We start from the raw sequence: 25,589 nt of genomic DNA on the forward strand, positions 1-25,589 counted from the left end.
TCGACACCACCACTGACCTACAAGGCGGCCCCCGACCTCACGGTCCGGGGCCGTCTGGCATGTCCGGACCGTGTGGGACGCTGACCCGGTGACGCTCACCACCATCGCCGTGGCCATCGCCATCGCCGTCGGCCTGGCCGGCATCATCGTCCCCGTCCTGCCGGGTTCGGTGCTCGTGCTCGGCGCGATCCTCGTCTGGGCGCTCGAGGTCGGCACCAACACCGCCTGGGTGGTCTTCGGCATCGCCGCGACGTTCCTCGTCGGCGGCACGGTCGTGAAGTACGCCGTGCCGGGGCGTCGCCTGAAGACAACCGGCGTCCCCAACACCACGCTGCTGCTCGGCGCGGTCGTCGGCATCGTCGGGTTCTTCGTCATCCCGGTGGTAGGGCTGTTCGTCGGCTTCGTGGGCGGCGTCTATGCCGCCGAACGTGTCCGCGTCGGTGCTGCGGAGGCCTGGCCGTCGACCAAGCATGCCCTCAAGGCGGTCGGGCTGAGCATCCTGATCGAGCTGGTCGCCGGCATGCTCGCCGCCGCGACGTGGGTCGTGGGCGCGTTCGTCGCCTGACCCGGTCCGATGGCTGTCCTCTTCGCGCTCACCGCCGCCGTCGCGTACGGCGTCTCCGACTTCGTTGCCGGCCTGGCCTCACGTCGCACGTCGGCGTGGCCGGTCGCCATCATGGCTGCCATCGGCGCCCTCCTCGGCGCGGTCGTGCTGGCCCTGGCCCTTCCCGGCGACCCAGTTGGCAGCGACCTCGCCTGGGGTGGGGTCGCAGGCCTCGGCAGCGGGATGGGGTCTGCCTTCCTCTACCGCGGCCTCGCGCTCGGCCGGATGGGCGTCGTGGCACCGATCTCAGCCATCTTTGCGGCGCTGCTGCCCGTGGTCGCCGGCGTGGCGACCGGCGAGCGGCCGTCGGCGCTGGTGTGGCTCGGCATCGGCGCCGCGGTGCCGGCCATCTGGCTGGTGTCCCGCGAGCCGGGCGGGTCGAGTGCCCCCTCCGCCGGCGTACTCGATGGAGTGCTTGCCGGCATCGGCTTCGGCCTGTTGTTCGCCGGGACGGGTCAGGTGGACGACGGCGCCGGCTACTGGCCGCTGGCCATGACCCAGCTGGTCTCGATGGCCTTCATCGTGACTCTCTCCGTGGCGTTGCGTCAGTCCTGGGTGCCGCGCGCGGCCAGTGACTGGTGGGGCGCCGTTGCGGGCCTGTTGGCCAGCCTGGCCGTGCTCGCCTTCCTCCTGGCCACCCACCGGGGGCTGCTCGCGGTGTCCGCGGTGCTCACGTCGCTCTACCCGGCCGCCACGGTGCTGCTGGCGGTCGTCGTGCTCCGTGAGCATGTGCATCGCGCGCAGGCACTCGGTCTGCTGCTCTGCGGGGTCGCGGTCGCGCTGGTGGCGGCGGGCTAGGACGCGGCCAGCCAGTCGGTGAAGGCGCGACGGATGGGCACCACTCGGTGACGACGTGCGAGCCGTCGTGTCCTTCACCCAGGTCGCGATCCGCACCTCGTCGGGGTCGTCGAAGCACGCCCGCTCGCCCAGTGCGTCGCCTTCGCGCTGTCGTAGTCGAGCTCGAGGTTGCTCGCACACGACAGGAGCTCTTGGTTGTCGTGTCGGCCCGTCATCGTGCCGATAGGGCGACGGCGGCGGTGGCTGCGAGAGCAGCGGTGGCGAGTCGAACGGCTTGCAGGGGGCACTCTTCGGTCGACGACTGCTGTGGTCGTGACGCCACACCCACCGGACGAGGCTACTGCGGTTCGCAGGTTGCGTGCCTCGTGCCACAGTTGCGCGGATGGGACGCACCCACCCCCGCCTGGGCCTCGCGCTGGTGACCGCCGCGATGCTCGTGGCATGCACCGGTCCGGGCGAACGCGACGCAGCGGCACCGTCGCCCAGCCCGTCGCCCACCAGCGCGTCGTCGGCGCCCGCCCCGACCCCGGCGCCCGCTCCCGTGGTCACGAAGGTCACGATCGTGGGCGACATCATGCTCGACCGCGGCGTGACAGCTCGTACGACGCCGGCCGGCGCGCTACTCCACATGAGGCGCCACCTGCAGAAGGCCGACCTCACCGTCGGCAACCTCGAGAGCACGCTGTCCGAGCGCGGTGAGCCGGCCCAGGTTCCGGCAGGCGACTCCTTCGCGGCGTCGCCCGCGGTGCTCGCCGACCTCCGCGAGGCGGGCTTCGACGCCCTGTCGCTGGCCAACAACCACACCGGCGACTACGGCACCCCTGCTCTCCTCGACACGGTCGAGGAGTTCAAGGGCAGCGGCATCAGCGCCTTCGGCGCCGGGCGTGACCTGCGCCAGGCCTCGCGGCCCGCGCTGCTCGAGCACGACGGGGTCACCTTCGGCTTCCTCGGCTTCAACGCCATCGGCGAGACCCCGCAGGCTGCTCCGGGCACGTCGGGAGCCCTCAGCGTGCGGATGCCACCCCGCACCGGGCCGCTCGACGAAGCAGACCTGCGTCACGTGCTGCGGGCCGTACGCCGGCTCGACGAGCGCGCCGACGTGGTCGTCGTACTCCCGCACTGGGGCGAGCAGTACACCCACACTCCCTGGCCCGTGCAGTCGCTCGTCGGGCGCCGGCTCGTCGACGCGGGCGCCGACCTGGTGGCCGGCGGACACCCGCACTGGGTCCAGGGCACCGAGCGGCACCGTGGTGCGGTGATCGCCCATTCGCTCGGCAACTTCATCTTCGACATGGACTTCAGCCAGCCGACGATGGAGGGCGTCACCCTCACCGCGACGTTCGAGGACGACCGGCTCGACGACGTCGTCTTCACGCCGTACCGGATGGGCGCCGACTTCGCGCCGCGGATCGTCCGGGGTGCCGCGGCGAAGGCGATCCTGGCCGACATGGGGCGCTGAGTCAGTTGCTGAGCCACGCCAGCACGATGCGCCCGACGCAGCGCAGCTGACGGTCGTCCACTACCTCGGGCACGTCACCCGCGGAGTGATACCCGGCGTACGGCGTGCTGCCGAGCCGCACACCGGGCAGCCCGGCGCGGGCGAACGACCAGTGGTCGCTGGACCGGTTGAGCTCACGCACCACCGGGACCCCGGCCTGCTTCGCGGCCCGAGCCACGGCGTCGGCCGGGCGGTCGCGGCCCTCGTCGGCCGAGCCGACCGGGACGACCGAGCCGACCCCGACCCGGTCGAGCGAGATCATCCCGCGCACCGCCTCGCGCTCGCCGGGCGTGAGGGACTCGACGTACGCGCGAGAGCCGTAGTGGTGGTTGGCGTCGCCCTCCCCGCGCGGCTCCTCGGCCCCGAACGCGACCAGCACCACCGGCAGCCGCGTCTCACGGTCCTGGATCGCCTGCGCGACGCCCAGGAGTACGCCGACGCCCGAGGCGTTGTCCTCGGCACCGGGTGCCTGCGGCACCGTGTCGAGGTGCGCGCCGACGACCAGATGTGGCTCGTCGGGCACGTAGTCGGGCGTCGCGGCGATGACGTTCAACGACGCGCCGGCCTCGACCGGCACGCCCCACGAGACCCCGCCCGGCGTCTCCACACGCTGGAGCCGGACGCGCAGACCCGCCTGCTCGAAGCGGGCGGCGACCCACTCGGTGGCCTCCATGAAGGCCGGGCTGGTGGCGTGCCGCGGCCCGATCTCGCCGGCGAGGTGCTGCACGGCGTGCCGGGCGATCGTCACGTCGAACCGCCGTGGCCGGGTGGGCGCCTCCAGCTGCGGCCCCGGCGCCACCGAGGCGCTGGCCGACGGGGACGCCGACTCGACGAGTGGCGGGTCGGCGCGCCGTACGGTTGGGTTGGCGGAGCAGCCCAGAAACAGGACCGCGCCCAACCCCAGCAACAGCGGGGCGGGCGCGGCCTTCACGTGCGAGTCGTCAGTCGAGGTAGTCGCGCAGGACCTGCGAACGGCTCGGGTGGCGCAGCTTGGACATGGTCTTCGACTCGATCTGACGGATGCGCTCGCGCGTCACGCCGTAGACCTTGCCGATCTCGTCGAGCGTCTTGGGCTGGCCGTCGGTGAGGCCGAACCGCATGCTGACCACGCCCGCTTCGCGCTCGGAGAGCGTGTCGAGCACGGCGTGCAACTGCTCCTGGAGGAGCGTGAACGACACGGCGTCGGCCGGGACGATCGCCTCGGAGTCCTCGATGAGGTCACCGAACTCGGAGTCACCGTCCTCACCCAGCGGGGTGTGCAGCGAGATGGGCTCGCGGCCGTACTTCTGGACCTCGATGACCTTCTCGGGGGTCATGTCGAGCTCCTTGGCGAGCTCCTCCGGGGTGGGCTCGCGGCCCAGGTCCTGGAGCATCTGGCGCTGCACGCGGGCCAGCTTGTTGATGACCTCGACCATGTGCACCGGGATGCGGATGGTGCGAGCCTGGTCGGCCATGGCGCGGGTGATGGCCTGACGGATCCACCACGTGGCGTACGTCGAGAACTTGTAGCCCTTGGTGTAGTCGAACTTCTCGACTGCACGGATGAGTCCGAGGTTGCCCTCCTGGATCAGGTCGAGGAAGAGCATGCCTCGGCCGGTGTAGCGCTTCGCCAGCGAGACCACGAGTCGCAGGTTGGCCTCGAGCAGGTGGTTCTTGGCCCGGCGGCCGTCCTCGGCGATCCACTCGAGCTCTTCGTGCAGCTTGGGGCTGACCTTGCCGCCCTTGGCCAGCTTCTCGTCGGAGAACAGGCCGGCCTCGATGCGCTTGGCCAGCTCGACCTCCATCTCCGCGTTGAGGAGCGGCACCTTGCCGATCTGCTTGAGGTAGTCCTTGACCGGGTCGGCCGTCGCGCCGGCCACCATGACCTGCTGCTCGGGCTCGTCGGTCTCGTCGGCTGCCGAGACGACGAACGAGGCGGACTTCTCGTCCTCCTTGATCGTCGGGTCGGCCACGACGTCCTTCTCGAACTGGTCGTCCGGGATATCGGGCAGCAGTTTCTTGCCGTCGGGACCGATCGCCGCGGGATCCAGCGCAGCAGCAGCCTTCTTGGCAGCAGCTGTCTGCTTCGCGGCGGGCGCCTTCGTGGCGGCCGCCTTCTTTGCGGGCGCCGCCTCGGCGGGCTCCCGCTCAGTGGCCGGCTTCTTGGCCGCTGCCTTCTTCGCCGGCGCCTTGGCGGTGGTGGTCTTGCGTGCTGTCGCCGCGGCGGCGGCACGGGTGCCGACTGCCGAGACGTCGACGGTGATGCCGAGGCCGCTGAGATGCGTCAGCAGTGCCTTGAGGTGCCGGGGCTCGATCGCAGCGTCATCGCTGGCCGTGCGTACCTCATCAGGGGAGACCTGACCCGAGGCGGCGCCGCGTTCGACCAGGGTGGTCACGGCAGGGTGGGAAAGGACTTCGGCGGGGAGCAACTTGCGTGCGTTCGAAGACACGAACACCTCTCGTGAACGACAAAGGGGCGCGGCAAGGCCCGGTAAAGTCAAGAGCCGCGTTGTCATTCTGCCACGGCCTCCCAGGACTTCCACCATGGCCCCGGCTGGCCGCGGGTGAGGAGCCCTCAGGTGGCCTTCGCCTCGGCCTTTTTCGCCTTCTTGAAGTCCCGCACCTTCTGGAGCGACGCACCGTCGACGACGTCGGCGACCGAGCGATACCCCGGCTCGGCGTACGCACCGACGACGTCCTCCCAGCCCTCGGGACGAACCCCCACCTGCTTGGCGAGCAGTGCCACGAAGATCTGCGCCTTCTGCTTGCCGAACCCGGGCAGCGCCATCATCCGCTTGAGCAGGTCCTTGCCGTCAGCGGCGTCGGTCCAGATGCGCGAGGCATCGCCGTCGTACTCGTCGGTGACGATCCTTGCGAGCTCCTGCAGTCGCGCGGCCATCGAGCCCGGAAACCGGTGGATCGCCGGCGTCACCATGGCCATCGCCGCGAACTCCTCCGGGTCGGCCGCCGCGATCGCCGCCGGGTCGAACGTGCCGAACCGGTCGACCACCTTCGCCGGCCCGCGAAACGCGTGCTCCATCGGATACTGCTGGTCGAGCATCATCGCGGCCAGCAGTGCGAACGGTGACTCGTCGAGTACGGCGTCGGCAGCCGGGTCGCCGGTGATGTGGAAGCTCATGCCCCACATCTTGCCGCGTGCCGGTCAGCGCGGTCGAGGACGTAGGCGAGAAGCGTCGGGTGGGGCGGGAAAGAAGTCCGAGATTCTTCGCCAGTGGCCATCCACCCGAGCCTCTCGTAGAACCGTCTGGCCCGGGTGTTGCCCTCGAACACGCGGAGCCGGAGCTGAGTCACCTCGGGCGCGTACGTCGCTACGAGCTCGTCATGCAGCCAGGTGGCCAGACCGCTCCCCCACGTCTCCAGCGCGGTGCCGAAGTGCATGACCTCGTCCTCCCAGCGAGCCGCGAAGCCGACCAGTCGCCCGTCGGGAGCAGTCGCGACGTACGAGGTCATGTCTTGGCTCGCCAGCTCGGACTCCCACCGTTCTCGGACGGCGTCCCGGGGGAACGGGTACGTCTCCTGCGGGAACACTTTCCCCAGGGCCGCGACCGCTCCGCGTTCCTGCAGGACCAAGAGGCCAGGGAGGTCGCCGACCTCCATCGGCCGGAACGACCACTCCATGGCCAGCCGTCAGCCCCAGTCCTTCGGGGCGAACTGGCTGAGCGTCAGCACAGCGCCCTGGGGATCACGCACCAGGGCGGTGCGGGTCCAGTCGTTCTCGTCGGAGAAGACCACGGTGCCGCCGAGCCGCTCGGTGGTCGCAGCGGCCTCGTCGCGGTCGGCGACCGTGAAGGTGACGTGCCAGTGCGGGTGCTCGCCGTCACCGACGCCGGCGATGCCGCCGATGACGTCCTCGAAGCCCTCTGGCGCGGAGGCCTGTCGGGTACGGATTTCGGGGTCGATCGTCGCCTCGAGGTGGTCGCCGTAGCCGGGCACCTGGATCGCCGTACCCCAGCCCTGGTCGAGGACCCGCCAGCCGAACGCACTCCTGTAGAACTCCCCCGCCGCGGCCGGGTCGGTGGTGTGCAGGTCGCTGAAGTTCCACGCGCCCGGTGTGTTGGTGACCTGGGCACCCAGCCGACGGCGGGCCATCCAGAGCCGCACCAGAACCCCCTGTGGATCTGTCAGCGTCGCGGCGCGGCCACCGGGTCCGGCATCCTCCGGCGCCGCCACCAAGCTGGCCCCGAGATCGACCATGGCGGCCGCTGTCGCATCGACGTCGTCGACCGCGACGTACGTCGACCACGCGGCCGAACCGGTCGCCGGACCCGCCAGCGCGGCCACGTCGAGACCGTCGAGCGTGGCGATCACGTAGCGGCCGGGAGCACCCTCGGGCAGCACGTCCGCGAACTGCCAACCGAACAGGCCGCCGTAGAAGTCCACGGCGGCCGCGACGTCAGGCTGCTCGCACTCCACCCAGCAGGTGACACCTGCCGGGTAGGTCCGGGCGAGCGGTTCGATGTTGCCCACGCAAACCCCTCAGCCAGCCTTGACGGCCAGGACCGGGCAGGGCGCGTCGAGCAGGATGCGCTGGGCGTTGCTGCCCAGGATCAGCTTGCCGACCGGTGAACGGCGACGCAGGCCGATGACGATCAGCTCAGCGGAGTTGGCCTCGGCGATGCTGATGAGGTCCTCGGCCGGCTCGAAGCCGCGCACCATCTGGCGCAGGTCGTAGGTCACCCCCGACTCGTCGAGGCGGGTGCGGACGCTGTCCATCTCCGACTCGGCCTTGCGGGCTGCGGGGCCGTCGAAGTCGGCGCCTCCCCGGTGCGAGTTGACCACGACCAGCTTGGCGTCACGGAGCTTCGCCTCGTCGATCGCGGTGTTGAGCGCCGCATCTCCCTCGGGCTTCGGAACGTACCCCACCACGACAGTCCCCATTGACGGCCTCCTCGCTGCCTTGCGGCGATGCGTCGACCGCACCGCTCCGTGGGCACCGTATCGAATCCGACCGGCAAGCGGGAGCCTGTGGAAGCGCACAGCAGGCGCGGGTCGCTCTCGGGCAGGGTGGAAACATGACCGGCACCGACGACTTCTCCCCCGCCGAACGGCGCGGCCTGCGGTCCGCGGTGCTCGAGCTGAAGACCCGCAACCCGCGCGGCAGGTTCGCGATCCGTGTCGGCGCAGGCATGCCGGGTGGCCCGGCCCACTGGTTCGAGATCGGGGTCGACGACCGGCTCGACCACGCGCTGCGCACCGAGGTCGCCGCTGCCCTCGTGCACCGGGTTCGCCCGCGCGCCGCTGCACCGTGGCTGTGGATCACCCGGCCGGGTCCGCTGTCGGTGGTCGATGCCGACCTGGCCTGGTCCTCCGCGAGCCGCGCGGCGCTGGCCGAAGCCGGGCTGTCGACCCGCTTCGTCGTGGTCACCCGGCACGGCTGGCGCGAGCCCACGACCGGCGCCGGCCGCGCGTGGGACCGGCTGCGCCCCCGGTCGTGAGGTGGGTTCAGTCCCAGGTGTGCACCGGCTCGTTGGTGTGCATGCGCTCGGTGTACTCCAGAAGTGTCGCCCGCAGGGCGTCGTAGCGGTCTTCCTTCGCCCGGTCCTTCATCCTGCCCACGAACCACTCGGAGCCGTTCATGCCGGTCAGGCAGCGCTGCTCGATGATGCCGAGCAGCCGGTCACGGTCGGCAGCTGGCACGCCCCATGAGTCGAGGCCCTCGTAGGCCATCGGCAGCAGCCGGCGCAGCACGAGCTCGGTGGCACTGACCGCGCCACCGATGCCGGGCCAGTAGATCTTGGCGTGGATGCCCTGCTGGGCCGCGACGTGGAAGTTCTCCTCGGCGGCGCTGAACGACATCTGCGACCACAACGGCCGCTCGCTCTCGGCCAGCGCACGCACCATCCCGTAGTAGAACGCGGCGTTGGCGATGGTGTCGGCGACCGTCGGGCCGGCCGCGAGCAGGCGGTTCTCGACGCGCAGGTGCGGGGTGCCGTCGGCGATGTCGTAGATCGGCCGGTTCCACCGGTAGACCGTGCCGTTGTGCAGCCGCAGCTCGTGCAGCTTGGGGGTGCCGCCCGCCTCGAGCACCTCGAGCGGGTCTTCCTCGTCGCTGATGGGCAGGAGCGCCGGGAAGTAGCGGACGTTCTCCTCGAACAGGTCGAACACCGAGGTGATCCAGCGCTCGCCGAACCACACCCGGGGCCGGACACCCTGAGCCTTCAGCTCCTCGCTGCGGGTGTCGGTGGCCTGCTCGAACAGCGGGATCCGGGTCTCGCGCCACAGCTGCTTGCCCAGGAGGTACGGCGAGTTGGCGCCCACCGCGAGCTGGACCCCCGCGATCGCCTGGGAGGCGTTCCAGTAGTCGCCGAAGTCGTCGGGCGAGGTCTGCACGTGGAACTGAGTGCTCGTGCACGCGGCCTCCGGCACGATCGAGTCTGCGGTGGTCTCGAGCCGCTCGGCGCCGGAGATGGAAATCGAGATGTCCTCGCCGCGGGCGGCCAGGATCTGCTCGCTCAGCAGCCGGTAGCGTGGGTTTGCACTCAACGCACTCATGCCCATGTGGCCCTCGGCCAGCGTGGGCAGGATGCCGATCATCACCATGTGCGCGCCGACCTTGGCCGACTTGGACTCGGCGTCGTTGAGACTGCGGCGGAGGTTGTCCTCGAACTGGGCGAAGCCGCCCTCGCGCAAGGTCGACGGGGGCACGTTGATCTCGATGTTGAACTGGCCGAGCTCGGTCTGGAAGTCGGGGTCGGCGATGGCCGCGAGAACCTCGGCGTTCTTCAGCGCGGGGTCGCCGGCCTCGTCGACGAGGTTGAACTCAACCTCCAGCCCGGTCATCGGGTCGTCGGTGTCGAACCTCGCCTCACGCAGCATCCGCGCGAACACGTCGAGGCATCGGCGCACCTTCTCGCGATGCCGCGTGCGGTCGGCGCGTGAGAACTCCTGTGCCTCAACCTCTTCTCCCATGCACGCACGATAGGGCACCTGCGCCGACTGGAGCAGGGTCAGGCAGCGCCGCCCGCGGCGTGGGCCTCCTCGCACCCAGGAGGCGGCCAGCCGGGTGGTTGCCACTGCGCCGGAGACACCGCCGCGACGAGCAGCCCCGAGACGGTCTCGGCCAGGCTGCAGTCGCAGTCCGCAGTCAGCGCCCGGTCGACGGCGCACCAGGCCAGCGCGCCGTGTCCGGCCAGCCAGCAGGCGAAGGCGAGCACCGCGGCCGGACCGACGACAAGCCCGGGCGGCGCAGCGCGCAACACTGCGGTCCAGAGCACGGCGTGGGAGCGCGACTCGGCTCGGCTGATCGCGCACCAGGCGGCTTCGCGGACCACCGGGTCGGTGATCGAGACCAGCAACCGGGCCAGGTCGGCAGTGTCGGGCACCGTGCCGTCCCGCGCATGGCGCCGGGTCAGCCGGCGCACCCAACTGCCCTGCGCCGGCACGATGTCACCGAGCGCGGCCTTCACGCCCGCGACCGCGGCCGGATCGGGCGCCAGCGTCGCCGCGAGGTCACCGCGCGAGGCATGCGTCACCAGCCCGGCGACCACGGCCTCCGCTGCGAACGGATGGATGGAGACGTCGTACGGAACGCCGTCGTAGAGGTCGGGCGGCCGACCGGACTGCATGGGGAACCATCGCTGCCCGTCGGCGCACATCATCTCGAACACGACGATGCCCTCGCGGGCGAACCCCGACTCGAGCCGGTCGGCGACCTCGCGCACCGCCCCGGGGCCGTCGGCATAGAGCACGAGGACCACACGGTCGACGTCGTGGCGCAGGCACGGCTCGACCAGTGCCTCGACAACGAGGTCGGTGTCGGCCGGGTCGGTCGGCAGGTCGACACGCGCGTGGAAGCCTGGCCCCGGCCCGAACGTCAGCATCGCGATCGACTGCTCCGGCACGAACCCGAGCGCGACCGGGACGAAGGCCAGCAGGTCGTCGGGACACCGGGCGGTCAGCTTGGCCATGGGAGGTGGGTGGACAGGACGGGATTGTTGGTTTCTGGTCATGGGTCCACGCTTCCCGCGACCACCGACGAGCAGCCGGCCGCGCGCAGCGCCTGTGAGTAACGCACGTTTGGGTGGGTCTGTGGACGACTTCCGGCCGGTTTCACGCAGAATCGACGCGTGCGCGCCCATGCTTCGGTCCTCCACCTGGACCTCGACGCGTTCTTCGCGTCGGTCGAGCAGCGCGACAAGCCGTCGCTGCGGGGCAAGCCCGTCGTGGTCGGCGGCGTCGGTGGCCGTGGTGTGGTCGCCACCGCGTCGTACGAGGCGAGGGCGTACGGCGTGCACTCGGCGATGTCGACGCGCGAGGCGCGCTCCCGGTGCCCGCACGCCGCCTTCCTGACCGGCCGCTTCCACGCCTATCGCGAGACGAGCGAGCAGGTGATGGCGCTGCTCCGCGCAACCTCCCCTCTCGTGGAACCGCTGTCGCTCGACGAGGCGTTCGTCGACCTGCGCGCAGCCGACCTACCCGACCACGAGGTCGCCACTGTCACCGCTTGCGCCCAGCGGCTGCGCGCCGCCGTCGTGGAGGCCACGGGAGGCCTGACGGCATCGGTGGGCGTCGGGTCGTCGAAGTTCATCGCCAAGATCGCCAGCGAGATCGACAAGCCCGACGGCCTGACCGTGGTGCTCCCCGGCACCGAGCGCGACCTGCTGCGGCCGATGAATGCCACCGTGATCCCCGGCGTCGGCCCCGCCACCGCCGAACGGCTCCGCAGGGCCGGCATCACCACGGTCGCCGACCTCGAGACGGTCAGCGAGGACGAGCTGGTGCGGCTGCTCGGGAACGCGCACGGCCACGGCCTCTACCGGCTGGCACGTGCTGACGACGACCGGCCCGTGGTCGCGGAGCGCGAGACGAAGTCGGTGAGCGTCGAGGGCACCTACGACACCGATCTGATGGACCGCAAGCTGATGGAGGGACTGCTCACCCGGCAGGCCTCGCAGGTCGCCGAGCGGCTGCGCAAGAACGGCCTGTCGGGCCGCACGGTGAGCATCAAGGTGCGCCTCCACGACTTCACCACGCTGAGTCGTTCGTCGACCCTGACCGCGCCCACCGACAGCGCGTCGACGGTCGGCCGGCTGGCCCGCCGACTGCTGGCCGACCTCGACACCTCCGGTGGCGTACGCCTGCTGGGCGTCGGTGTCTCCGGCCTGGCCGACTGGATCCAGGAGGACCTGTTCGGCGAGACCGAGGAGCCCGACGACGAGCACGCCGACGTGCCCGGCCTCATGGAGTCGCGTCGTACGACTTGGGCGCCCGGCATGGACGTCACCCACGAGGAGCACGGCCAGGGCTGGGTGTGGGGCTCGGGCCGCGGCGTCGTGACGGTGCGCTTCGAGACCCGCGACACCCCTCCCGGCCCGGTGCGGTCGTTCTCCACCGACGACCCGCTGCTGGCACCCCTCGCGCGGCCTGCCGAGGAGTGATCAGGCCAGTCGCAGGGTGAGTACGTCGCCAGGCCGGGCCTGGGCGCACACCGGCAGGTCATCAGGGTGCAGCACGGCCACCACCGGGTAGCCACCGGTCACCGGATGGTCGTGCAGAAGCACCACCGGCTGGCCGCTCGGCGGCACCTGGACCGCGCCCAGCACCATCCCCTCGCTCGGCAGCTCTCCCGCACCGGAGCGGGCGATGCGCGGGCCGGACAGGCGCAGCCCGATGCGGTTCGACTCCGTCGCCACGTCGTACGACGTCCCGTCGAGGCGCGCAAGCACGTCGCCCTGGAACCAGTCACCGTGCGGGCCGGGCAGGAGCCGCAGCACCGGGGCAGGGCGTCGGCGTGGGTCGAGGTCGACCCCCACGGGATCGCCCACCGGGCGACCGACCGGCAACACGTCTGCGTCGCACACGACGGGCGGGCCAACCCAGGCCAGGGTGTCGGTCGACCGCGAGCCCAGCACCGGCGCGACGTGGATGCCGCCGGCCACGGAGACGTACGAACGCACGCCGTCGACAGCCGGCCCGATCTCCACGCGAGCGCCCGACCGCACTGAGACCGGCTCGGCCAACGCGACCGACCGCCCTTCCACTCGCACGATGCACCGCGCGCCGGTCACTGCGACGACCAGCGCGCGTCCGGCGTCGAACGAGATCCCGGAGAAGGTGGTCTCGAGCAGCGCCGCATCGGAGGAGTTGCCGACGAGGCGGTTGGCCAGCTCCGCGGCCGGGCCGTCGAGCGCGCCGGCCCGCGGCACGCCGAGGTGGGCGAGGCCGAACCGGCCGCGGTCCTGGACGGTGGTCAGCGCCCCGGCATCGACAACGCGGAGCGTCATGCCGGCACGAACCTCACGCGCGTCCCCGGCGGCAGCAGGGCCGGCGCGTCGCGGCCTGCGTCCCACAAGGCGGCGTCGGTGCGGCCGATCAGCTGCCAGCCACCCGGAGAGTCGTTGGGATAGATCCCGCACCAGGTGTCGGCCAGCGCCACCGCTCCTGCCCCGCAGCGAGTGCGCGGCGTCGCACGACGCGGCACCGCGAGCTCATCAGGCAGGCCGGCCAGGTAGGAGAAGCCCGGCGCAAACCCACAGAACGCCGCGACGAACTCGGTGGCGCCGTGGCGCGTGACGACGTCGTCGACCGACATCGACCAGAGCTCCGCGACCTCGGGCAGGTCGGGTCCGTCGTACACGGTCGGGATCTCGACGAGGTCGCCCTCGGTCGCCGCGTCCACGTCACCCGGCCACATCGCCAGCAGGTCACGGACGGCCGCGACATCGGCGACGCCGTCGAAGAGCACCGTCGTGGCGGCCGGCACGATCTCGACCGCCGGCACGCGCGCAGAACGGGCCCACGAAGCCAGGGCCAGCGCGCTCCGGGTCTCTCCGACCTTGGCACGCACCGCGTGCGCGCCGACCGAGCGCAGGTCGAGGTAGGCCGCCATGGCCACATCCTCCCCCGAGTCTGCCCGTCACACGGCCTTCACCGGCCGTTGGTTGTCGGCCTCTGCGGAGCGCATCAGACTCTGAGGCGTCTCGTCACGCACGGGAGAAAAGGTGAAGGGCTCTTGATGGTATGAGCATCAAGAGCCCTTCGGTTTGACCGGCTGGGTGACATCCGATCGATCGATCAGGCCTCCCGGTCCCGCCACCCCCGCCACCGGGGTTGCGCGGCGACCGAAGTCGCCGTCTGGACCATCTTTCCTGTCCGATCCCCAACTCCGCGAACGGACTTGGTAGGAAGAGTTCTATGCTGCGGAACCCCCATCGCACAAGGGGCTTCGCCAACTTTCTGCCGACTTTTACCTGGCCCGGCGTGTCCTCCACAGGTCCTCCACAGGCCAGGCACTTTCCTCCACAGATTGCGTGCCGCCTGTGGATGAAATCAGAGACCGGCGAGCTCATGCCCGGCGGCTTCGAGGGCACGTCGTACGGCCAGTGCCCGAGCGACTGCACCGGGGTGGTCGCCGTGCACGCACAGCGAGTCGACGCGGCTCGCGAGGTCGAGTGCGGCAGCGACCACCGCCTCCTCGTCCTCGAGTACGGCGCCGGGCCGGTCGCGCGGCAGCAGCCGCCCGTCGTCGGTGTAGCCACGATCGGGGAACCCTTCGCGCCACACCCGACGTCCGGCGTCGGCGGCCAGCTGCAGGATCCGCGCGCCCGGCAGGCCGAGGACCGGCAGGTCTCCCGAGCCACCCAGCACGGCACCCGCCTGCAACTCGTCGTAGGCCACCCGGTGGTAGAGCGCACCGTGCGGCTTGACGTACCGCACGCTCGTGCCCGCGGCGGTGGCGATCGCGGTCAGCGTGCCGACCTGGTCGGCCACCTGCTCGCGCAGCACCTCGGCCGGCACGTCGAGCGCGACCCGGCCGAAGTGCTCCCGGTCGTCGTAGGACACCTGGGCACCCACCGAGACCCCGAGGCGAGCCGCCTCGGCACACACGTCGCGCATGATCGTCGCGGAGCCGGCGTGGTAGCCGCACGCCACGTTGGCGCTCGTCACCACCGCCAACAGCCCGGCGTCGTCGGTGATCTCCTCGCCGAGGTCGGCGTTCAGGTCCAGCGTCACGAAGCCAGTGTCACCTCTCCTGCGAGAACGCCGCGTCGAAGGCCGCCGTGGGTGGCGGGCCGGCCGTGACCTGGGCGACGTCGTCGCGACGATGGTCAACCTCGTCAACCCCTCGGTGGTCGTCATCGGCGGTCAACTCGCTCTCGCCGGTGAGCACCTGCTGGCCGGCATCCGCGAGGTCGTCTACACCCGCTCCCTGCCACTGGCCACCGAGCACCTGCGCATCATCCCGTCGCGCGCGGGCACCGAGGCGGGCGTGCTCGGCGCGGTCGCCATGGCCGTCGAGCACACACTGTCGCCTGCGTCCATCGAGGCGGCGTCGGAGACCCTCGCAGCGTCGGGCTAACGTTCCGGGCATGCAGCCCCCGCTCACTCCACCTGTCGCCGAACGCCGCCCCGTCACGTCCGAGTTCCACGGTCGCGAGCGCACCGACGCCTACGACTGGCTGCGCGCCAAGGAAGACCCGGACGTGACGTCGTACCTCGAGGCGGAGAACGCCTACACGACCGAGCGCACGGACCACCTGGCCGACCTGCGCCAGTCGATCTTCGACGAGATCAAGGCACGCACGCGCGAGACCGACCTGTCGGTGCCGAGCCGCAACCGCGGCTGGTGGATCTACTCCCGGTCCTTCGAGGGCAAGGAGTACGGCGCGAGCTGCCGCGTCGCCGTGGCGGACGAGGCCGACTGGACTCCCCCGCAGCCCGCACAGGACGCCGCACCCGACGAGCCGGCGCTGCCCGGCGAGGAGGTGCTGCTCGACCTCAACGAGCTGGCCGAGGGACACGAGTTCTTCTCGCTCGGTGGCTCCTCGCTCAGCCTCGACGACACGATGCTGGCCTGGTCGACCGACACCACCGGCGACGAGCGCTACACCGTGCGCTTCAAGGTGATCGCGACCGGCGAGCTGCTCGACGACGAGATCACCGGTGTGCTCGGCGGGGTGACCTGGTCACCCGACAACCGCAGCGTCTACTACTCCACCGTCGACGACTCCTGGCGCTCCGACAAGGTCTGGCGCCACCGGCTCGGCACCCCCCAGGCCGACGACGAGATCGTCTTCCACGAGGCCGACGCGCGGTTCTCCGTCGGCGTGGGCCGCACCCGCAACGACCGTTTCATCATGCTGGCCAGCAGCTCCAAGACCACTGCCGAGTGGCACGTTCTCGACCTGGTCGACCCCGAGGGCGAGTTCCGGCTGTTCGCGGCCCGCCGCGACGGGCTGGAGTACGGCCTCGAGGCAGCGGTCATCGGCGGCGAGGACCGGTTCCTGGTGCTCCACAACGACGCCGGGCCTGACTTCGAGCTGGCCATCACGCCGGCCGAGCCGACCGCGGTCGACGAGTGGGTGCCTCTCATCAAGCACGACCCGAGCGTGCGGCTCGAGGACGTCGACGCCTTCGCCACCCACCTCGTCGTGCACCAGCGCAGCGACGGTCTGACCCAGCTGCGCATCCTCCCGCTCGACGACAGCGGCGTGGCCGACGACTACCTGGTCGAGTTCGACGACGAGGTCTACACGATCGGCTCGGGCGGCAACCCGTCGTTCGAGCAGCCGACCGTGCGCCTCGGCTACACCACGATGGCCACGCCTGCCTCGATCCACGACTACGACATCCGCACCCGCGAGCTCACGTTGCTGCGTCGTACTCCCGTGCTCGGCGGCTACGACCCGGCCGACTACGAGGAGCACCGGCTCTGGGCCATCGCCGACGACAGCGAGCGCGTGCCGATCTCGGTCGTCTGCCGCCGCGACGTCCGGTCCGGCGGCGGTCCGGTGCCGCTGCTGCTCTACGGCTACGGCGCCTACGAGATGTCGGTCGACCCCTATTTCTCCATCGCCCGGCTCTCGATGCTCGACCGGGGCGCGGCGTTCGCCATCGCGCACGTACGCGGCGGCGGCGAGCTCGGCCGCCGGTGGTACGACGACGGCAAGATGCTGCACAAGCGCAACACGTTCTCCGACTTCATCGCGTGCGCGCACCACCTCGTCGACACCGGCTGGACCACCCCCGAGCGACTGGTCGCAGAAGGTGGCAGCGCCGGCGGGCTGCTGATGGGCGCGATCGTCAACCAGGCGCCCGAGATGTTCGGCGGCATCCTCACCCAGGTGCCGTTCGTGGACGCGCTGACGAGCATGCTCGACTCCACGCTGCCGCTGACCGTCCCGGAGTACGACGAGTGGGGCAATCCCGAGGGCGACGCCGACGTCTACGACAACATGGCCAGCTACTCGCCGTACGACAACGTGGCGGCGCTCGACTACCCGCCAATCCTCGCCGAGACCTCCCTGCACGACACCCGGGTGCTCTATGTCGAGCCGGCCAAGTGGATCGCCCGGCTGCGCGCCACCGCCACCGGACGCCGCGACTTCCTGCTCAAGACCGAGATGAGCGCCGGGCACGGCGGCGTCTCCGGGCGCTACAAGTCGTGGCACGATCGGGCCTTCTCGCTCGCCTGGGTGCTCGACCGGATGGGCCTCGCCGACCGCTAGCGTGACGCGGGTGATCTTCGACCTCTTCTCGTACGCCGTCGGGCTGATCCCGCTGCTGGGCGCCGCTCTCCTGGTGTTCGTTTGGCTCCGCACGCGCCGCGTGAACGCAGCGCCGGCCGACGTCGTACTGCCTGCGGCCGACCAGTGGCACGCGCAGGTCTCGTCGTCGACGATGTTCGTCCGCGGCGGCCTCGGCACCATCAGCGTCGCCAGCGGTCACCTCGCGTTCCAGCCGGACGTCCCCGGCGAGCCGGCCTGGAGCGTGCCCGTCCCGACCCTGCTGGCCGGCAAGAACAGCATGCTGGAGCGCCAGGAGGTCTGGGTCGAGGCTCCGGGCTGGGGCCGGCTCAACATCACGGTCAGCCGCGAGCACATCAACCAGTGGATGGAGAACGACTTCAAGGACCTGCGGGAGCGGCGCTACGCCGATCAGCTCCTGTGGATGCTCGGCGCCGCGGGCGCCACGATCGTGCAGGGTTCCTGAGGGTAGCCCTCCACCCCTGAGAAGTCCCTGAGAGTTCCACCGCTCGGCAACTCCTGCGCCTCCTCGTGCGTCATTGGAGGTGAAGGCACGCAAACCCAGCGCACTGATGATCGGGAATCTGACGGGGTACCGGGCCGTTGAAGTAGGCGTGGGCAGTCGCACTCTGACGCTCACCGGGACGAGGAGGCGACACCATGGCTATTGCAACCGCAAAGAAGTTCGTACGTGAGATCGAGGGACGCGACAGCGTCGGCCTCTACCTCGACGAGATCGCCCGCACTCCCCTGCTCGACGCCGAGACGGAGGTCGAGCTCTCCAAGACCATCGAGGCCGGCCTGCTGGCCGAGAAGCTGCTCGAACAGGGCCGGGTCGGTCGCCGCAAGGGCGGCGCCCCGATGCAGGCCCGCCAGGAAGAGCTCGAGTGGCTGGCCGAGGAGGGCCGCAAGGCCGTCGACACCTTCATCAGCGCCAACCTGCGGCTGGTCGTGTCGATCGCCCGCAAGTACGGCCGGGCCCAGATGCCGATGCTCGACCTGATCCAGGAGGGCAACACCGGCCTGATCCGCGCGGTCGAGAAATTCGACTACACCAAGGGCTACAAGTTCTCGACCTACGCCACGTGGTGGGTGCGCCAGGCCATCACCCGGGGCATCGCCCAGCAGGCCCGCGTCGTACGCCTGCCGGTGCATGTCGTCGAGGAGCTCAACCAGGTCGGTGGCGCGCGCCGTACCCTTGAGCGCCAGCTGGGCCGCGACCCCGATCCGACCGAGATCGCTGCCGAGCTCGACATGGACGTCGACCGGGTGCTCGACCTGATGGCCTGGGGCCGCGAGCACGTCTCGCTCGACACTCCCCTCGATGAGGACGGCGACACGTCGCTGGGCGACCTGATGGCTCAGGAGACCTCTCCGGGGCCTGACCTCACGGTCCTCGACGTGGAGGCACGCGAGCGGCTCAACTCTCTGGTCGGACAGCTCGACGCGCGGGCGGCCGACATCATCCGGGCCCGATACGGCCTGGTCGACGGACGCCAGCACAAGCTCGCCGACATCGGCGCCCAGCACGGCATTTCCGCCGAGCGGGTGCGCCAGCTCGAGCGGGAGGCGCTGCAGAAGCTGCGTCGCCTGGGCGACCCCGACCTCGCCGCCTGACGCGAGACACAGCACCACCAGCCGATCGGCGGGGACCCTCCGGGTGCCTGCCGATCGTCATGAGCGGGCACAGCATTTGTTCGCGCCGGCTGCTGCCGCGCTGGCCTGAAACCCATGTGCATGATCTGCCGCCGGCTTGAGAGGCTTGGCCCATGACGCTGATCACCACCGCCATCGGCGCCGACCTCCTGCGCGGCGCCCTCGACCTGGAGCGCACCGAGCACGGACTGCTGCCGCACCGGCTGCCGGCCTGGGCGCGGGCCCAGTGCGCCGACGGGCAGCTGGCGATGGCGGAGTCACAGCCGTCCGGGGTGCGACTGGTGCTGCGCACCCGAGCCACGGTCGTCGAGCTGGACACGCTGCGCACCAAGATGGCCTATCAGGGTGCCCCGCCCCGCCCGGACGGCGTCTACGACCTGCGAGTCGACGGCCGGCTGTCGGCGCAGGCAAGCGTGACCGACGGAAACGTGCTGATGGTGGACATGACGACCGGGTCCGTGGAGATGCGGCCGGGGCCGGTCGGCACCGTCCGCTTCCGCGACCTGCCCGACCGGGTGAAGGACCTCGAGATCTGGCTGCCCCACAACGAGATCACCCAGCTGGTCGCGCTGCGCACGGATTGTCCCGTCGAGGCCGCGCCCGCCACCGGCCGGGTGGTGTGGGTGCACCACGGCAGCTCGATCAGCCAGGGCTCCGACGCTGCCAGCCCGACGGCGACCTGGCCGGCGTACGCCGCGTCCCTCGGCGGCGTGGAGCTGGTCAATCTGGGCTTCGGAGGCAGCGCGCTGCTCGACCCGTTCATCGCTCGCACGATGCGGGACACCGCCGCCGACCTGATCAGCGTCAAGATCGGCATCAACCTGGTCAACACCGACGTGATGCGCCTTCGGGCGTTCACCGCCGCGGTGCACGGCTTCCTCGACACCATCCGCGACGGGCATCCCACCACCCCCCTGCTCGTCGTCTCCCCGATCCTGTGCCCCATCCACGAGGACACGCCCGGTCCCCTCGCCCCGGACTTCAGCAGCCTCAGCGAGGGGAAGGTCCGGTTCGTGGCCACGGGTGACCCTGTGGAGCGCGCGGCTGGGAAGCTGACCCTCAATGTGATCCGTGACGAGCTGGCCCGCATCGTGAAGCAGCGGGCAGCCGACGACCCGAACCTGCACCACCTCGACGGCCGGGACCTCTACGGAGAAGCGGACTTCACAGAGCTTCCCCTGCCCGACCAGCTGCACCCGGACGCCGCCACGCACACCCGCATCGGCGAGCGCTTCGCCGCCCTGGCGCTCGGCGGCCCGTGGTCTCATACGTCACCGTCGCCCGGCTCGTAGCCATCTGTTCCGCTCGTCGTACGCACCGGTGAGCGTCCCCAACTTGGGGATTCCACGGTCGCCCGGTGGGACCTGTACTTGGGGTCGTCCAGCCCGTCGAGCCGAGAAACGTGCCGATCATACACCGTCACCTGATCCACAGCACGTTGTCGGCCATCACCGGAACACTACTCAGTAGGCAACGTCACTCAAGGCCGCCGACGCCTCTTCGGCCTGCGACGTGGCGTCGTCCGGCACCGGCTCCTCGGCGGCCTTCCGCTCCTGCCAGAGCTGTACGGCGACCACGGTGGCCGCGGCATCCTCGATGCGCTCGCGGGAGATGGTCCCCTCGATGATCGCCTTCGTGACCGTGGCATGCGTGCCGGCCGTGTCGGACGGCATCAGCAGCAGGTCGGCGCCGGCCCGGAGGGCGGTGACGCCAGGCAGCTCGCGAGTCGCGACCGCGCCCATGCCCATCGAGTCGGTGATCGCGACCCCGTCGAAGCCCATGTCGTCGCGCAGGAAGTCGTACATCTCTGGCGCCATGCTCGCCGGCACACCCGGCGCGAGCGCCTCGACGTCGAGGTGGCTGAGCATGATCGACGGGGCGCCGGCCCTGATCGCGGTCTTGAACGGCAGCAGGTCGTGGGCGCGCAGCTCGTCGAGCGACTTGGTGAGGCGCGGCATGACCAGATGGCTGTCGGCGGTGGCCGAGCCGTGGCCCGGGAAGTGCTTGGCGGTCGAGACGATGCCGGCGTCGTCGTACCCGCGCACGGCGGCCGCGGTCGCCGTCGCGGCGGTGCGCGGGTCGATGCCGGCCGAGCGGGTACCGATGGTCGGATCCGCCTCACCGATGGTGACGTCGGCGACGGGGGCGAACACCCAGGTGAAGCCGAGCTGGCGCAGTTCGAGGCCGGAGGCACGCGCGGCGCCCAGCACGGCCTTGCGTCCGGCGCGACCGCCGTCGGCCCGGTCGCGCTCGACCGCGGCGCCCGCGACCTGGAAGGCCGGGAACGTCGTGGCGATGCCGCGCAGGTGGGCCACCGACCCACCCTCCTCGTCGACTCCGACGACCGCGGGGAACTCGCGTCCGTCGGCAGCCACCGCGTCGCTGATCGCCTGCGTGGTCTCCAGCACCTGGGCCTCGTCGGTGACGTTGGCTGACGTGACGCACATGCCGGCCAGGTGCAGGTCGCTCACCAGCGAGGCCGCCTCCTGCGGGTCGGTGCTGAAGTAGCGCCCGACGATGACCTGTCCGGCCAGCTGCTCGGGCGACCAGTCAGCCACGAGCTCGTGCGCCTCGGCGATCTCGGCCTCGGTCGGCCCCCACAGCGTGGGCTCGTCGGGGGCAGGCTCGTCGGGTGCCGACTCGGATGACTTCGGCGAGACGGAGGGAGCGTCCTCGGAGGGCGCCGATGCGCCTTCCGGTGACGACATCGAGCACGCGGCCAGCGCCGCCGCGGCTGCCAGGCCGCAGGCGGCTACGCGAAGTCGTCGGGCTGTCAGTCGCACGCCGGGACGCTACCTCGCAGGTCCTCGAAGACCTCAATCACGCGGTCCCTCAGGTCGTCGACTGAGCCGGTGTTCTCCACGACGTACGTCGCGACATCGAGGCGCTCCTCACGACTCGCCTGGGCGTCGAGGCGAGCCTGCGCGTCGGCCTCGGACATGCCGCGTATGCGCACCATCCGGTCGCTCTGCACCTCGGTTGGCACATCGACCACGATCACCGCGTCGAACGACCCGGCCTGCCCCGTCTCGACCAGGAGCGGGATGTCGTGCACGACGATCGCGTCGGGTCCGGCCGCCCCCTCGAGCTCGGCGCCTCGTGCGCGCACCCGCGGATGGATGATCGCCTCGAGCGTGCGTCGCTTCTGCTCGTCGGCGAACACCAGCGCCCCCAGACTCGGCCGGTCGAGACCTCCGTCGTCGCCCAGCACCTCCGGCCCGAAGGCCTCCACGATCTCGGCCAACCCGCTGGTGCCCGGCGCCACGACCTCGCGTGCCAGCACGTCGGCGTCGACCACGACCGCACCAAGGCTCGCCAGCATCGCTGACACGGTGCTCTTGCCGGAGGCCACGCCTCCGGTGAGTCCGACCCGCATCATCCTGCGTCTCCCGCTCGTGCGGCCTCGAGGTAGAGCAATGAGATCAGGCTGTGGAAGTAGTCGACCCGCTTCCTTTCCCCGGCGAGACACTTCTGGTTGTGCAACGAATAGTGCACCTGCCGCATCACGCGCACGCGGTTGGCCTCGTAACGCTTCGTCGTGTCCGGGTTGTGCGTCGTCTCGGGTCGCTGCTGCACCTTGGCGAAGCTGGCGGCACCGGTCTGGAAGCCACGTCGCAGGAGGTTGAGTGTGCCGCCGGTCGACTCCAAGGGTCCGTCGAGGACCCGTACGATCCGGTCGAGCACCTGCGCCCTGCCGGCGACCTTCTCGAGCTCGTCTGGCTGGGTGTCCTCGAGCCATCCGAACACGTCCTCGGGAAAGAGCGCTCGCTCGCGGTCGTACTCAGCATCGTTTTCGCTGTAGAGCCAGCCGTGCGCGGCCAGGTGCTCACAGAGCTCTAGCTCGAACGTGGCCTCGTGGTAGTCAGCCATTAGTGCCCCCGGAGTAGCTCATTCGGCCCATGATGCCCGAGTGGTGATGCTCGGAGGAGTTGACCAGATCCATTGGCTTCACCTCAGCTGTATCAACTCCCGCAGACTCAACCCCGGTCGAGCAGCACGTCCATGACGCGCGGCGCGTAGAAACGCCTGTTGTAGGTGGCCGCGTCCCACGGCTCCAGGAGCCCGAGTTCGATGAACGTGGCCACCAGTGCGTTGGCCCGCCCGACCGACACGCCGAGACCGCGAGCGGCAGCCTTCACCGAGAAGGAGGGGTTGGCCACCGAGAAGTCGACCAGCAGAAGCGCACTGTCGGCGCGCAAGGAGGAACCGCGGACAACTTCTTTCAGATCTGCTTGCACACGCACCAGAGCTAGCATCTGCCGGTGTGTCAGCTCCGCGGATTCACGCAGGCCGGTGGCGAAGTACTCGACGTAGCTGTCCCAGTCGCCGCTGACACTGACGCCGAGCAATCGCTCGTAGTAGTCCGTCCTCCGCGCTTCGAACCACGGCGAGATGGTCAGGGTCGGTTCTTCCAAGAGTCCCATGGCGTGCAGGTGGAGGATAACCAGCAGTCGACCGATGCGACCATTGCCGTCGTTGAACGGGTGCAACGTCTCGAACTGATAGTGGGCCATCGCGCACGCGACCACCGGATCGAACTCTCCGGTGTGGTCTGCCCTCATCCAGTCGAGGAGCTCACGCAGGTCACCCACCAGGTCGTCGCCCGGCGGAGGTGGGACGAACCTCGCAGCGCGGATAGGGAGCTCACCGAGAGCAGCGTCTGCGCGCCGACCGATCGCGACCTGGATGTCGCGGACCTGTCCCGACGAAGGTCCGTCGGATGAGGTGCCCGTGACGAGGAGCCGCTGTAGATCTTCGAGCATGCCCAGGGAGAGCGGGCGACCGTCGCCGATCCAGCCGAATGCGTGATTCGCCATCTGGACATAGTTGAGGATCTCGCGCAGGTCCGCGCTTCCCGGCCTCTCCTCGTCGGCGGTCAGGACGTCGCTCAGGGGAGCGTACGTGCCCTCGAGCGCCGAGGTGGCCTGCGCCTCTCTACGCAGCGTGGGCCGGCGTAGCAGTGTCGGGTTGGGCAGCCGCCGGGCAGTGCTGTCCAGCGCGGCCAGGGCCGCGCGGGAATCGGCTATCGCGAGGTACGTCGACCCCTGGAGCAGGGGTGACTGGCGTGGCAGAGGCGCCGGTCGGAACGCCCGGTGTGTCCAAGGCCCCTTCCGCGGGTCGTGGCCAGAAATCTCGACAGGGTGCCGGTCGAGTTGTTGTCGAACATTGTCACGTCCACTTTTGCAGCCTAATGCCAATTCACAGAGATTTGCTCGGTGACACTTCTCGGGAACGATCATTCCCGCCCGGTGTCACCGTGCCAGACAGCACCGGCGCTTCTCAGCCTCAACCTGGCGCGGTCAGTCTGAGAGCCGCACATCGATTGTGCCCCGTCACGGCGGTCGTGATGAGGGCGGAACGGCGCTCCTTGAGGAGTGTCACCAGCGCTCGACTCTCTTCGATGAGGTCGTCTATCGATCCCGTCTGATCCCGGATACCGGCCAATGCCAGGCGCTGCGCCTCGACGGTCGGGAGCTCCATAGGGAGGTTCAGGATGTCTGACTGGCTGATGTTCTGCATCGAGTGGCTTGCCCCGGTGCCTCGAGCTCGATGAGGTCTCGAATCGGGCGGGTTCCGAGATCCCACGAGAAGCTGCTGCTCGACGCCGGGACGTACGGCCAGCGCATCCGCGGCGGGCTCACCACCGGAGACCTCGTCAGCGCTGCGTGAGGCCGGCCTTGGCGGCGTACTTCCGCGCCTGTTCGTCGGGATCGATCGTCCCGCCGAGCAGGCGCGTCGTCGTCCAGTGGCCGACGTCGAGCCCGGAGAGCCGGGCGTGCTCCTCGATCTCCCCCCGCAACGATGACGCGAGCACCATCAGGTCGTCGCCGGTAGGAGCCGTGCCGGTCACCGCCTCGGTGCCGGCCATCAGATGCTTGAGCGGCGGGTGCTCGGTGAAGCGCCGTACGCCGAGGTGGTCGGTCGCCGCGTCGAGGTGCCGCTCGTGGTCGGCCAGGAAAGACGCGAAGTCCATCAGCAGCCACTGCTCACGGTCGAAGACCTCGAATCCGCGCCGAAGCTGGCTCCCGTAGTAGCCGCGCACCACACCATTCGCCAGCCGGAACCGCTTGCGGGCCTCAGGCCCGCCCAGCTCGCCCGGGATCTCGGCCGGGAACTCCTGGGGCCGCCAGGCCATGAACTCCGGCCAGTCGGGCCCGGCCTCTCCTTCGCGTGAACGCGTCATCACCCAGTGCGAGAACACCCGGTCGATCGGGTCGCGGAACAGCGCGATCAGCCGCATCTCCGGGTTGTAGGCATGCATCCGCTCAAGCGCATGCGGCCACACCAGGTAGCGCGGACTCGCGTCCCCCATGTGCCGGTGCGCCCTGCGCCGACGAGCCACGGCGTACGACGCGTGGTCGGTGTGGTCCCAGTCGACCGCGTCGTCGTCGAAGTACCGCAGCTCCTTGCGGGGCGCCCGCGCGATGTTGACGTGAGCGTCGAGCAGCGACGACAGCGTGGACGTGCCGGCCTTCTGTACGCCGACGATCGAGAACGTGTACGGCTGCCAGCCCAGCGGCGGTTCGCCTGTGCTGGATGACGAGGCGACGGGCATGCGCCGGGACGC

Annotated in this window: 27 protein-coding genes; 10 read left to right on the forward strand and 17 right to left on the reverse strand. The window is 70.4% G+C overall.

Annotated elements, in window-relative coordinates; all coding sequences use genetic code 11:
* Positions 1-88: 88 nt before the first annotated feature.
* The 3 genes from H4Q84_RS03580 (at position 89) to H4Q84_RS03590 (ending at position 2,861) form a co-directional block, all read left to right on the forward strand.
* A complete protein-coding gene (locus H4Q84_RS03580; RefSeq protein WP_248582036.1) occupies positions 89-565 on the forward strand; it encodes a DUF456 domain-containing protein in 477 nt (158 codons plus the stop codon).
* Positions 566-574: 9 nt separating this feature from the next.
* Positions 575-1,402, forward strand: a complete 828-nt coding sequence (locus H4Q84_RS03585; RefSeq protein ID WP_248582037.1) for a DMT family transporter — start codon at positions 575-577, stop codon at positions 1,400-1,402.
* Positions 1,403-1,784: 382 nt separating this feature from the next.
* Positions 1,785-2,861 (forward strand): CapA family protein, encoded by a 1,077-nt coding sequence (locus tag H4Q84_RS03590; protein WP_248582038.1) that lies wholly within the window; start codon positions 1,785-1,787, stop codon positions 2,859-2,861.
* A 1-nt stretch (position 2,862) separates the two neighbouring features.
* Here the strand turns inward: H4Q84_RS03590 and H4Q84_RS03595 are convergent, their stop codons facing one another.
* The 6 genes from H4Q84_RS03595 to H4Q84_RS03620 all read right to left on the reverse strand — a co-directional run bounded on the left by H4Q84_RS03595 (position 2,863) and on the right by H4Q84_RS03620 (position 7,778).
* Positions 2,863-3,831 (reverse strand): M28 family peptidase, encoded by a 969-nt coding sequence (locus tag H4Q84_RS03595; RefSeq protein ID WP_248582039.1) that lies wholly within the window; start codon positions 3,829-3,831, stop codon positions 2,863-2,865.
* A gap of 10 nt (positions 3,832-3,841) precedes the next feature.
* Positions 3,842-5,335, reverse strand: coding sequence for an RNA polymerase sigma factor (locus H4Q84_RS03600; RefSeq protein WP_248582040.1), 1,494 nt, complete (start codon positions 5,333-5,335; stop codon positions 3,842-3,844).
* A gap of 119 nt (positions 5,336-5,454) precedes the next feature.
* The gene (locus H4Q84_RS03605; protein ID WP_248582041.1) at positions 5,455-6,018 is read right to left on the reverse strand and encodes an HhH-GPD-type base excision DNA repair protein; all 564 of its coding nucleotides are present in this window, start codon (positions 6,016-6,018) and stop codon (positions 5,455-5,457) included.
* Positions 6,015-6,518, reverse strand: coding sequence for a GNAT family N-acetyltransferase (locus H4Q84_RS03610; protein ID WP_248582042.1), 504 nt, complete (start codon positions 6,516-6,518; stop codon positions 6,015-6,017). Before H4Q84_RS03610 ends, H4Q84_RS03605 begins: the two co-directional genes overlap by 4 nt.
* A 9-nt stretch (positions 6,519-6,527) precedes the next feature.
* A complete protein-coding gene (locus H4Q84_RS03615) occupies positions 6,528-7,367 on the reverse strand; it encodes a VOC family protein (RefSeq protein WP_248582043.1) in 840 nt (279 codons plus the stop codon).
* Positions 7,368-7,376: 9 nt separating this feature from the next.
* Positions 7,377-7,778 (reverse strand): universal stress protein, encoded by a 402-nt coding sequence (locus H4Q84_RS03620; protein WP_248582044.1) that lies wholly within the window; start codon positions 7,776-7,778, stop codon positions 7,377-7,379.
* A gap of 134 nt (positions 7,779-7,912) precedes the next feature.
* Here H4Q84_RS03620 and H4Q84_RS03625 point away from each other — a divergent pair, with 134 nt between their 5' ends.
* Positions 7,913-8,335: a hypothetical protein gene (locus H4Q84_RS03625; RefSeq protein ID WP_248582045.1), complete on the forward strand. Its 423-nt coding sequence runs from the start codon at positions 7,913-7,915 to the stop codon at positions 8,333-8,335.
* Between the two features lie 7 nt (positions 8,336-8,342).
* Here the strand turns inward: H4Q84_RS03625 and H4Q84_RS03630 are convergent, their stop codons facing one another.
* Both H4Q84_RS03630 and H4Q84_RS03635 read right to left on the reverse strand, forming a co-directional pair.
* Positions 8,343-9,809: a glutamate--cysteine ligase gene (locus H4Q84_RS03630; RefSeq protein ID WP_248582046.1), complete on the reverse strand. Its 1,467-nt coding sequence runs from the start codon at positions 9,807-9,809 to the stop codon at positions 8,343-8,345.
* A gap of 38 nt (positions 9,810-9,847) precedes the next feature.
* Positions 9,848-10,807, reverse strand: coding sequence for a DUF4192 domain-containing protein (locus H4Q84_RS03635; RefSeq protein WP_248582047.1), 960 nt, complete (start codon positions 10,805-10,807; stop codon positions 9,848-9,850).
* A 159-nt stretch (positions 10,808-10,966) separates the two neighbouring features.
* Here H4Q84_RS03635 and H4Q84_RS03640 point away from each other — a divergent pair, with 159 nt between their 5' ends.
* The gene (locus H4Q84_RS03640) at positions 10,967-12,277 is read left to right on the forward strand and encodes a DNA polymerase IV (protein WP_248582048.1); all 1,311 of its coding nucleotides are present in this window, start codon (positions 10,967-10,969) and stop codon (positions 12,275-12,277) included.
* Here the strand turns inward: H4Q84_RS03640 and H4Q84_RS03645 are convergent, their stop codons facing one another.
* From H4Q84_RS03645 to H4Q84_RS03655, 3 genes are all read right to left on the reverse strand, one after another.
* Entirely contained in the window at positions 12,278-13,123 is an 846-nt protein-coding gene (locus tag H4Q84_RS03645) for a biotin-dependent carboxyltransferase family protein (protein ID WP_248582049.1), read from the reverse strand.
* Entirely contained in the window at positions 13,120-13,728 is a 609-nt protein-coding gene (locus H4Q84_RS03650) for an allophanate hydrolase subunit 1 (RefSeq protein WP_248582050.1), read from the reverse strand. Before H4Q84_RS03650 ends, H4Q84_RS03645 begins: the two co-directional genes overlap by 4 nt.
* A 440-nt stretch (positions 13,729-14,168) precedes the next feature.
* Positions 14,169-14,852 carry a 5-oxoprolinase subunit PxpA gene (locus H4Q84_RS03655; protein WP_248582051.1) on the reverse strand — a complete coding sequence of 228 codons (684 nt, stop codon included), beginning with the start codon at positions 14,850-14,852 and terminating at the stop codon, positions 14,169-14,171.
* 7 nt (positions 14,853-14,859) lie between these two features.
* Between H4Q84_RS03655 and H4Q84_RS03660 the strand changes: the two genes are divergently transcribed.
* The 5 genes from H4Q84_RS03660 (at position 14,860) to H4Q84_RS03680 (ending at position 20,313) form a co-directional block, all read left to right on the forward strand.
* On the forward strand, positions 14,860-15,198 hold the full coding sequence (locus tag H4Q84_RS03660; RefSeq protein WP_248582052.1) for an ROK family protein: 339 nt from the start codon (positions 14,860-14,862) through the stop codon (positions 15,196-15,198).
* Positions 15,199-15,208: 10 nt separating this feature from the next.
* Positions 15,209-17,347, forward strand: a complete 2,139-nt coding sequence (locus tag H4Q84_RS03665; protein WP_248582053.1) for a S9 family peptidase — start codon at positions 15,209-15,211, stop codon at positions 17,345-17,347.
* Between the two features lie 10 nt (positions 17,348-17,357).
* Entirely contained in the window at positions 17,358-17,831 is a 474-nt protein-coding gene (locus tag H4Q84_RS03670) for a hypothetical protein (RefSeq protein WP_248582054.1), read from the forward strand.
* Between the two features lie 194 nt (positions 17,832-18,025).
* Complete coding sequence (locus tag H4Q84_RS03675; RefSeq protein WP_248582055.1) at positions 18,026-18,982, forward strand: sigma-70 family RNA polymerase sigma factor; 957 nt, start codon at positions 18,026-18,028, stop codon at positions 18,980-18,982.
* 152 nt (positions 18,983-19,134) lie between these two features.
* Positions 19,135-20,313, forward strand: coding sequence for a GDSL-type esterase/lipase family protein (locus tag H4Q84_RS03680; RefSeq protein ID WP_248582056.1), 1,179 nt, complete (start codon positions 19,135-19,137; stop codon positions 20,311-20,313).
* 171 nt (positions 20,314-20,484) lie between these two features.
* On the opposite strand, the gene H4Q84_RS03685 is transcribed toward H4Q84_RS03680, so the two are convergent.
* From H4Q84_RS03685 to H4Q84_RS03710, 6 genes are all read right to left on the reverse strand, one after another.
* A complete protein-coding gene (locus tag H4Q84_RS03685) occupies positions 20,485-21,804 on the reverse strand; it encodes a glycoside hydrolase family 3 N-terminal domain-containing protein (RefSeq protein ID WP_248582057.1) in 1,320 nt (439 codons plus the stop codon).
* Positions 21,795-22,397 (reverse strand): dephospho-CoA kinase, encoded by a 603-nt coding sequence (coaE, locus tag H4Q84_RS03690; protein WP_248583602.1) that lies wholly within the window; start codon positions 22,395-22,397, stop codon positions 21,795-21,797. Before coaE ends, H4Q84_RS03685 begins: the two co-directional genes overlap by 10 nt.
* Positions 22,397-22,891, reverse strand: a complete 495-nt coding sequence (locus H4Q84_RS03695; protein ID WP_248582058.1) for a hypothetical protein — start codon at positions 22,889-22,891, stop codon at positions 22,397-22,399. The genes coaE and H4Q84_RS03695 overlap by 1 nt, the downstream gene beginning before the upstream one ends.
* Positions 22,892-22,998: 107 nt before the next feature.
* A complete protein-coding gene (locus H4Q84_RS03700; protein WP_248582059.1) occupies positions 22,999-24,261 on the reverse strand; it encodes a Fic/DOC family N-terminal domain-containing protein in 1,263 nt (420 codons plus the stop codon).
* Positions 24,262-24,307: 46 nt separating this feature from the next.
* Positions 24,308-24,541 (reverse strand): hypothetical protein, encoded by a 234-nt coding sequence (locus H4Q84_RS03705; protein ID WP_248582060.1) that lies wholly within the window; start codon positions 24,539-24,541, stop codon positions 24,308-24,310.
* 136 nt (positions 24,542-24,677) lie between these two features.
* Positions 24,678-25,577, reverse strand: a complete 900-nt coding sequence (locus tag H4Q84_RS03710) for a sulfotransferase domain-containing protein (RefSeq protein WP_248582061.1) — start codon at positions 25,575-25,577, stop codon at positions 24,678-24,680.
* Positions 25,578-25,589: the final 12 nt, after the last annotated feature.

Source organism: Nocardioides sp. InS609-2, from assembly GCF_023208195.1.
GTDB lineage: Bacteria > Actinomycetota > Actinomycetes > Propionibacteriales > Nocardioidaceae > Nocardioides.